Annotated in this window: 9 protein-coding genes; 6 read left to right on the top strand and 3 right to left on the bottom strand. The window is 68.9% G+C overall.

Features of this window, described 5'->3' with window-relative positions; genetic code table 11:
• From ACFE71_RS14020 to ACFE71_RS14010, 3 genes are all read left to right on the top strand, one after another.
• Positions 1-482, top strand: a 482-nt coding sequence (locus tag ACFE71_RS14020; protein ID WP_375429390.1) for a VOC family protein, incomplete at its 5' end; no start/stop codon positions are given.
• 228 nt (positions 483-710) lie between these two features.
• Positions 711-2,027, top strand: coding sequence for a homogentisate 1,2-dioxygenase (gene hmgA, locus ACFE71_RS14015; RefSeq protein WP_375429389.1), 1,317 nt, complete (start codon positions 711-713; stop codon positions 2,025-2,027).
• 126 nt (positions 2,028-2,153) lie between these two features.
• Positions 2,154-2,573 carry a Rieske (2Fe-2S) protein gene (locus ACFE71_RS14010; protein ID WP_375429388.1) on the top strand — a complete coding sequence of 140 codons (420 nt, stop codon included), beginning with the start codon at positions 2,154-2,156 and terminating at the stop codon, positions 2,571-2,573.
• Here the strand turns inward: ACFE71_RS14010 and rodA are convergent.
• Entirely contained in the window at positions 2,539-3,639 is a 1,101-nt protein-coding gene (rodA, locus tag ACFE71_RS14005) for a rod shape-determining protein RodA (protein ID WP_375429387.1), read from the bottom strand. The two genes, ACFE71_RS14010 and rodA, sit on opposite strands and share 35 nt — an antisense overlap.
• A gap of 73 nt (positions 3,640-3,712) precedes the next feature.
• Positions 3,713-4,426 (bottom strand): murein L,D-transpeptidase catalytic domain family protein, encoded by a 714-nt coding sequence (locus ACFE71_RS14000; protein ID WP_375429391.1) that lies wholly within the window; start codon positions 4,424-4,426, stop codon positions 3,713-3,715.
• Positions 4,427-4,630: 204 nt separating this feature from the next.
• Between ACFE71_RS14000 and ACFE71_RS13995 the strand changes: the two genes are divergently transcribed.
• Positions 4,631-5,212, top strand: coding sequence for a L,D-transpeptidase family protein (locus ACFE71_RS13995; RefSeq protein WP_375429386.1), 582 nt, complete (start codon positions 4,631-4,633; stop codon positions 5,210-5,212).
• An 85-nt stretch (positions 5,213-5,297) separates the two neighbouring features.
• Positions 5,298-6,161, top strand: coding sequence for a type 1 glutamine amidotransferase (locus ACFE71_RS13990; protein WP_375429385.1), 864 nt, complete (start codon positions 5,298-5,300; stop codon positions 6,159-6,161).
• Here ACFE71_RS13990 and ACFE71_RS13985 read toward each other — a convergent pair.
• Positions 6,158-6,529, bottom strand: coding sequence for a PRC-barrel domain-containing protein (locus tag ACFE71_RS13985; RefSeq protein ID WP_375429384.1), 372 nt, complete (start codon positions 6,527-6,529; stop codon positions 6,158-6,160). The two genes, ACFE71_RS13990 and ACFE71_RS13985, sit on opposite strands and share 4 nt — an antisense overlap.
• 112 nt (positions 6,530-6,641) lie before the next feature.
• Here ACFE71_RS13985 and ACFE71_RS13980 point away from each other — a divergent pair, with 112 nt between their 5' ends.
• The gene (locus tag ACFE71_RS13980; protein WP_375429383.1) at positions 6,642-7,163 is read left to right on the top strand and encodes a hypothetical protein; all 522 of its coding nucleotides are present in this window, start codon (positions 6,642-6,644) and stop codon (positions 7,161-7,163) included.
• Positions 7,164-7,291 lie beyond the last annotated feature (128 nt).

The following is a 7,291-nucleotide window of genomic DNA, read 5'->3' as shown; positions in this document are numbered from 1 at the left end:
AGGCGACCGGGCTGTTCAGCCAGGCGATGATCGCCCCCGACAAGGCGATCCGCATCCCGCTGAACGAGAGCCAGGACGAGAACAGCCAGATCGAGGAGTTCATCCGCGAATATAACGGCGAGGGCATTCAGCATCTCGCGCTCACCACGCCCGACATCTTCGACACCGTCGAGCGGCTGCGCGCGCGCGGCGTCAAGCTCCAGGATACGGTGGAAACCTATTACGAGCTCGTCGACAAGCGCGTCCCCGACCATGGCGAGGACCTGGAGCGGCTGCGCCGGAACCGCATCCTGATCGACGGCGACGTGGGGGACGAGGGATTGCTGCTGCAGATCTTTACGGAGCCGCTGGTGGGGCCGATCTTCTTCGAGGTCATCCAGCGGAAGGGCAATCAGGGGTTCGGGATCGGCAACTTCCAGGCGTTGTTCGAGAGCATCGAATTGGATCAGATCAGGCGCGGCGTCATAAAGGTGGACGCGTAAGCGTCCGCCGATGCGGGCGCGAACGCGCCCGAGCCGCGCCCGGCCGGCACGGCGGAGCCGCGCACAGGGCGCGGCTTTGCCGGGTCCGACGCGGGGCGGTGAGACGGGAAGCAACCCCCTCCCCGTCACCCCGGACTTGATCCGGGGTCCCGCTTTTCCGGCCCAAGAAGCGGGACCCCGGATCAAGTCCGGGGTGACGAGGGCTGGATAGGGTTAAGGAATATCGTCATGAACACACCCTTCGCGATCACCCAGGCCGCCGCCGACGCGGCCTACCTCCCCGGCTTCGGCAACCATCATTCCACCGAGGCCGTCCCCGGCGCGCTGCCGATCGGGCGCAACTCGCCGCAGCGCCCTCCGTTCGGCCTTTATACCGAGCAGCTGTCGGGCACCGCCTTCACCGCGCCGCGCCACGAGAACCGCCGCTCCTGGCTCTACCGCATTCGTCCGACCGCCGAGCACCCGCCCTTCACGCCCTACCAGGGAGCGGCGCGGTTTGGTGGAAGCGACGACGCCACCCCGCTCGCCCCCAACCGCCTGCGCTGGGACCCCGTCGCGGCGCCCGCGCCCGGCACCGACCTGATCGACGGCGTCACGACGATGCTGACCAACCGGCCGCCGGCCGATCTGGAGGGCGTCGTCGTCCATGTGTACGCGGCGAACGACGACATGACCGACCGCGTCTTCTTCGACGCGGACGGCGAGCTGCTGTTCGTTCCCCAGGCGGGACGGCTCGAGCTGCTGACGGAACTCGGCCGGATCGAAGTCGCGCCCGGCCAGATCGCGCTGATCCCGCGCGGGGTCCGCTTCCGGGCGCTGCTCCCCGACGGCGAGGCGCGCGGCTACCTCGCCGAGAACCACGGCGCGCTGTTCCGCTTGCCCGACCTCGGCCCCATCGGCGCGAACGGCCTGGCCAGCCCGCGCGATTTCGAGACACCGATCACCTGGTTCGAGGACCGCGACGACGCCACCGAGGTCATCCAGAAGTTCGGCGGTCGGCTCTGGCGGACCGAGCTCGATCACAGCCCGCTCGACGTGGTGGCCTGGCACGGGAACCTCGCACCGTGGCGCTACGATCTCGCACGGTTCAATACTATCGGCACGGTCAGCTTCGACCATCCCGACCCGTCGATCTTCACGCTCCTGACCTCGCCGTCGGACGTGCCCGGCCGCGCCAACGCCGATCTCGTGGTGTTCCCGCCGCGCTGGATGGTGGCGGAGGACACGTTCCGCCCGCCCTGGTTCCATCGCAACGTCATGTCGGAGGCGATGGGGCTGATCCACGGCGCGTACGACGCCAAGGCGGAGGGGTTCCAGCCGGGCGGCCTGTCGCTCCACAACCTCATGGCCGGCCACGGCCCGGACCTGGCGAGCTGGCGCGGCGCGTCGGAGGCGGAGCTGAAGCCGCACAAGATCGCGGGCACGATGGCGTTCATGGTGGAGAGCTGCTGGGCCTACCGCCCGACCGCGCACGCGCTGGAGACGGCGCAGCTCGATTATGACGAGGTGTGGTCGGACTTTCCGAAGGCGAGGCTGCCGGGGTAAGCACAAGATGCCGACCCCCCTTCCGTCACCCCGGACTTGATCCGGGGTCCCGCTTCCGCCCGAGAAGAAGCGGGATGCCGGATCAAGTCCGGCATGACGAAGGTTGTTGGAATCGTGACTGGACCGATGAACCGCCTCTCCTCCACCCCGGCCGACGTCACCCTAGGCCCGCTCGACCTCATCCCCGACGGCAAGGCCCGCGGGTTCGTATTGGAGATGCGCGCGGGCCGGTTCCACGGTTTCGTCGTGCGCCAGGGTGTGGACGTGCACGGTTATGTCGACCGTTGCCCGCATGCCGGCCTACCGCTCGCCAAGGTGCTCGATGACTATCTGACGCCGTCGGGCGACCTTATCGCCTGCGGCTGGCATTCGGCGCTGTTCGACATCGAGACGGGCGTTTGCCGGGGCGGACCCTGCGTGGGCGCGTCGCTTACCCCCTGGCCGGTCGAGGTCCGCGACGGCATCATCGTGACCGCGTCGGCGGAGCTTATCGTGACCGCGTCGGCGGAACTTATCGTGAGCGCCGCTCCTCGCGGTGGATGCTGATCAGGATCCCGAACAGGATCAGCACCGTCATCATCGCCGACCCGCCATAGGAGAAGAGCGGCAGCGGGATGCCCACCACCGGCGCCAACCCCGTCACCATCGCCAGGTTGATCCCCACATACAGAAACAGCGTGAAGGACAGCCCCATCGCGGTCAGCCGCGTGAACACCGTCGATGACCGTTGCGCGAGCTGGAACCCCCACCAGATGATGTAGCTATAGAGCGCGAGCACGGTCAGCCCGCCCAAGAGCCCCCATTCCTCCATCATCGTCGCGAAGATGAAGTCGGTCTGCTTTTCGGGCAGATAGTCCAGGTGCGACTGCGAGCCGCCCAGATAGCCCTTGCCCCACAGTCCGCTCGACCCGATCGCGATCTTGGACTGGGTGATGTGGTAGCCGGTGCCAAGCGGGTCCGATTCCGGGTCCAGGAAGGTGAACACCCGGTTGCGCTGGTAATCGTGGAGCATGCCCCAGGCGATCGGCGCCGTCGTCGCCAGCAGCGCGGCGCCGCCCAGGAACCAGCGAAGCTGGATGCCCGCCAGGAACAGGATCGCGACCCCCGCGAAACTGATCATCAGCGCGGTGCCCAGATCGGGCTGGAGCATCACCAGACCTACCGGCGCGCCGATCAGGAGGACGGGGACGAGCAGCACGGCCGGTCGACCGATGAAGCGCGGCGGCACCCCGTTGAAGAAGCGCGCGAGGCTGAGCACGACCGCAAGCTTCATGAACTCGGACGGCTGGACGCGGATGATCCCCAGATCGATCCAGCGCTGCGCCCCCATGCCTATATGCCCCATCGCCTCCACGACGATGAGCATCAGGAAAGCGATCGCGTAGGCGGGGTAGGCGATGCGCCGCCACGTCTCGACGCGCACATAGGACAGCGCGAGCATGACCACGAACAGCACGACGAAGCGGATGCCCTGATTGCCCGCCCATGGCATCACCCTGCCGCCCGCCGCCGAATAAAGCGTGAGCAGCCCGAACGCGGTCGCGCCGAGCATCGCCAGCAGCATGCGCCAGGGCAGCGCCCTCAAGGGCGCGGGAAGGGCGTCGGATCGCATGGGCGGCTGATTACTCCGACGTCACCGTGCGCCTATCCACGACGCCCGCGCAAGGGCCCGTGGCCATCAAGCGTCAGATCTTGGCGGCGTAGATCATCCGGCCGGTGCCGAGCTTCGCGAATACCTGCGCCAACTCGGCCTCGGCAAAGGCGAAGCAGCCCTGGCTGCGGCCGAGCATGCCGTGCGTGCGGATCATGTCCGGGTTGGCGTACCAGGCCCCGTGAACCACGATCGCGCGCTCCAGCGCGTTGTTGTTGCTGACGTCGAGGCCGTGGAGCCGCTGCGACAGGCCGTGCTTGCCCTCGTAATAATCAGCGGTTGCGAACGCGCCCTCGCACGAAGCGTTGGAGCCGTGGTCATTCGAAAAACGCTGGAGCCAGCCGGTATGCGCGGGGTCGGACCCGCTGCCGTGCGCGACGCGCAACGACGTGGAGCGACCGTTCGTCAACTCGACAAAGTGAAACCGATGTTCGGCGGACTTCGCGGAGAAGTCGACGATCGCCATCCGGTCGCGCTTGACGCGTGAGCCATGCCGGCCGAGCGCGGCCATCGCGCGGCGCATCAGTTCGGGGCGGACGACGTGCGGGGACGTGACCGCCACGATGCGCGGCTTGCCGACGATGGGCGGCGGCGGGGTGACGGGACGCAGGTCGGCGGAGGTGATGCGGTCGGGACGACGCTTGGCGGCGGCGGCGATCGCGCCCGGCGCGGCGACCGCGCCCGCCAGCAGCAGACCGTTCTTCAACAGCGCCCGCCTCGCGTGCAGCGCATCACCATCGTCGTGCATGTATTTCCCCGAAAGAAACCCGACCACGCCGACTTATGTAGCTGATGCGGGTGAAGAATTCTCTAGCATTCGCCGCAGGTTGCCTTGGCCAGGCCTCCATTCGACGCGCCCACGCCCCTAACCTGTGTCAAAAAAATACGGCACCTTCGGCCGGCCTCGGTGTTTAAGGAGCGGGGAAGGAATATTGATACGAGGTGCGCAAGCATGGGTAGGCTCTTCGATCTGACCATCGGCGCGGCTTTGGCGATGGCGGGCGCGGCCCCCGCCTTCGCCTCGAACGGAACAGCGATGGCGGTCGAAAACGCCGCTGCGACGCTCGCGCCGGGCCGGTTCGTGTGGAGCGACCCAGGCACCGCCGAGCCGGTGACGGTGGTGATCTCGCTCCCGCTCCAGCGCGCCTTCGTCTACCGTGGCGAGACGCTCGTCGCCGCGACCGCCGTGTCGACGGGCACCGACGACAAGCCGACCCCGACCGGCATCTACCCCGTCCTGCAAAAGGCGGAGGCGCACCGTTCCAACCTGTATGACGCGTCGATGCCCTATATGCAGCGGCTGACCTGGGACGGCATCGCGCTCCATGCCGGGCGCGATCCGGGCTTTCCCGCCTCGCACGGCTGCGTCCGCCTGCCGACCGCCTTCGCCAAGCGGCTGTTCGCGGTAACGAAGGTCGGCACCACGGTCGTCGTAACCAACGAGGTGCTGGTCGAGGCGAAGCTCGATCCCGAACTGCTCCGGACGGAGGCGACCCGCGCGAACGAGGCGCAGATGGCATCGTTGGTCGAATAGCGGCCGGGAACCAAGCCGCCCGACCGGACGCTTGCGCGTGATGGATGTCGAAGACGGCGGTCGTTTCCGCCAATGGGACGGGTCGATGCGGCTTCTGATCGCCGAAAGTGAGCCGCCCGCCGATCGCGAGAAACGCCGCGCCAGCGTCGGGCGCAGTTCGGGCGAGACGATGCGCGATCTCGTTCAGTCGCTCGCGCCCGGTGCCACGATCGACCGGGCGACCCCCGCCGATGCGGACGGCGACATCCCCGACGAGGCGACGATCGCCGGTTACGACGCGGTGTTCCTGACGGGCTCCCCGCTCCACGTCTATGACGACACGCCCGAGGCCGCGCGCGAGGTCGAGTTCATGCGCCGGGTGTTCGCGTCCGGCACGCCTTCCTTCGGATCGTGCGCGGGACTCCAGGTCGCGGTCGCGGCGGCGGGCGGCGTCGTGCGGTCGATGGGCGACCGGCGCGAGGCGGGCTTCGCGCGCCGCATCGCCGCGACGGAGGAAGGGCGGGACCACCCGCTGCTCGCCGGCCGCGCCCCCGTCTGGGACGCTGCATCCATCCATGGCGACGAGGTCGAGACGCTGCCCGAGGGCGCGACCCTGCTCGCGAGCAACGGCGTGACCGCTGTGCAGGCGGCGGAGATCCGCGTCGGCCCCGGCGTGTTCTGGGGCGTGCAGTATCATCCCGAACTGTCGCTGACCGAGGTCGCGGCCGCGCTCCGCCGACAGGCGTCGGACCTCGTCGATGCGGGACTCGCCCGCGCGCGAGCCGAGATCGAGGCGCAGGCCGCGCTGATCGACGCGCTGGCGGCGGACCCGACCCGCCGCGACCTCGCCTGGCGGCTAGGCCTCGACACCGAACTGATCGACCGCGCCAAGCGCACGACCGAACTGCGCAATTTCCTTGAGCATCTCGTCGCCCCGACCCGCGCGACGCGGGGGCGCGGCCTCGCCTAACCGGCCGCGAGCGGTTCCGCACGGACGCCGTAATAGCTCGCCACCCGGTCGGCATAGGCCTGGTCGAAGACGGGGGCGTTCGACGCCCAGCTCGGCCCGCCCTCGAGCACGCGGCGGTCGATCGTCACGACATATCGGTCGCGCACCGGATCGAATTGCAGGAGCGCGAAGGGGAGCGGGTAATAGCTCTTACCGACCCCCAGGAATCCGCCCAGGCTGAGCACCGCATGCGTCACCCGGCCGGAATCCTTGTGGATCAGGAACGCGTAGACCGATCCGGCCAGGTCGCCGTCGCGCGATTCGACCTTCAGCGTGACGGACAGCGCCGCCTGGGCGAGCAGTTGGGTGGGGGCATCGGTCGTGGACATGGGGCTCGAACTCCTGTTCGGCGGCTCAACCGGTCGCGGGCGGGGTCGGTTCCGGCGAGCGCGACGGTCGGGCGGGGTTGAGCCCCGGGCGCAGATGGTCGTAAGCGGACGCATGCGGCAATCACTATTTCTTCTTCTCGCCCTGCTCGCGGCTTGCGTCCCGGCCGGCCGGCCACCCGAGCCGCCGGTCGCGCCGCCGCCGACGCGCGTGGTGGAACCGGTCGCGCCCATCGCCGCGCTCGGGTCCGACTGGCGCGACTGGCCGCTCACGCCGGGCGGCTGGAGCTACCGCCGCGACGCGCGCGGCGCGACCGCGCTGTTCGGCGAGGCAGGCTCGGACGCGCTGCTGACGCTGCGCTGCGACTTGGGCGAAGGGCGGATGTTCGTGTCGCGGAACGGCGCACCCGCGACGCCGCTGACGTTCCGCGCATCAAGCGCTACGCGCGCCGTGCCCGTCCAGCCGACCGGCGGGTCGCCCGGGGACGTCGCCGCCGCGTTGGCGCCGACCGACCCGCTGCTCGACGCGCTCGCCTTCAGCCGCGGCAAATTCGTCGTCGAACAGGCGGGCCGACCACCGCTCGTGGTCCCCGCGCACGCCGAGATCGGCCGCGTCACCCAGGATTGTCGCGGCTAGCCCGAGCTAAACACAGATTGGCCTTGCCAACCTCCCGGCGACTACGCACATTGCGGGGGCGGGCGATGTACGTCCGTTTGGCTATCAACAAGCGAAAGGAGGTGATCCGATGTCTCATGGTTCAGCAA

It is taken from the genome of uncultured Sphingomonas sp., from assembly GCF_964237155.1.
Lineage (GTDB): Bacteria > Pseudomonadota > Alphaproteobacteria > Sphingomonadales > Sphingomonadaceae > Sphingomonas.
This window is presented reverse-complemented; position numbering and strand designations above follow the sequence as displayed.

What these genes read in the sequence shown, in the direction of transcription:
- rodA (WP_375429387.1), bottom strand. Translation starts at nt 3,639, where the DNA reads ATGCGATCCGACGCCCTTCCCGCGCCCTTGAGGGCGCTGCCCTGGCGC.
- ACFE71_RS13980 (WP_375429383.1), top strand. Translation starts at nt 6,642, where the DNA reads ATGCGGCAATCACTATTTCTTCTTCTCGCCCTGCTCGCGGCTTGCGTC.
- ACFE71_RS14000 (WP_375429391.1), bottom strand. Translation starts at nt 4,426, where the DNA reads ATGCACGACGATGGTGATGCGCTGCACGCGAGGCGGGCGCTGTTGAAG.
- ACFE71_RS13990 (WP_375429385.1), top strand. Translation starts at nt 5,298, where the DNA reads ATGCGGCTTCTGATCGCCGAAAGTGAGCCGCCCGCCGATCGCGAGAAA.
- hmgA (WP_375429389.1), top strand. Translation starts at nt 711, where the DNA reads ATGAACACACCCTTCGCGATCACCCAGGCCGCCGCCGACGCGGCCTAC.
- ACFE71_RS14010 (WP_375429388.1), top strand. Translation starts at nt 2,154, where the DNA reads ATGAACCGCCTCTCCTCCACCCCGGCCGACGTCACCCTAGGCCCGCTC.
- ACFE71_RS13985 (WP_375429384.1), bottom strand. Translation starts at nt 6,529, where the DNA reads ATGTCCACGACCGATGCCCCCACCCAACTGCTCGCCCAGGCGGCGCTG.
- ACFE71_RS13995 (WP_375429386.1), top strand. Translation starts at nt 4,631, where the DNA reads ATGGGTAGGCTCTTCGATCTGACCATCGGCGCGGCTTTGGCGATGGCG.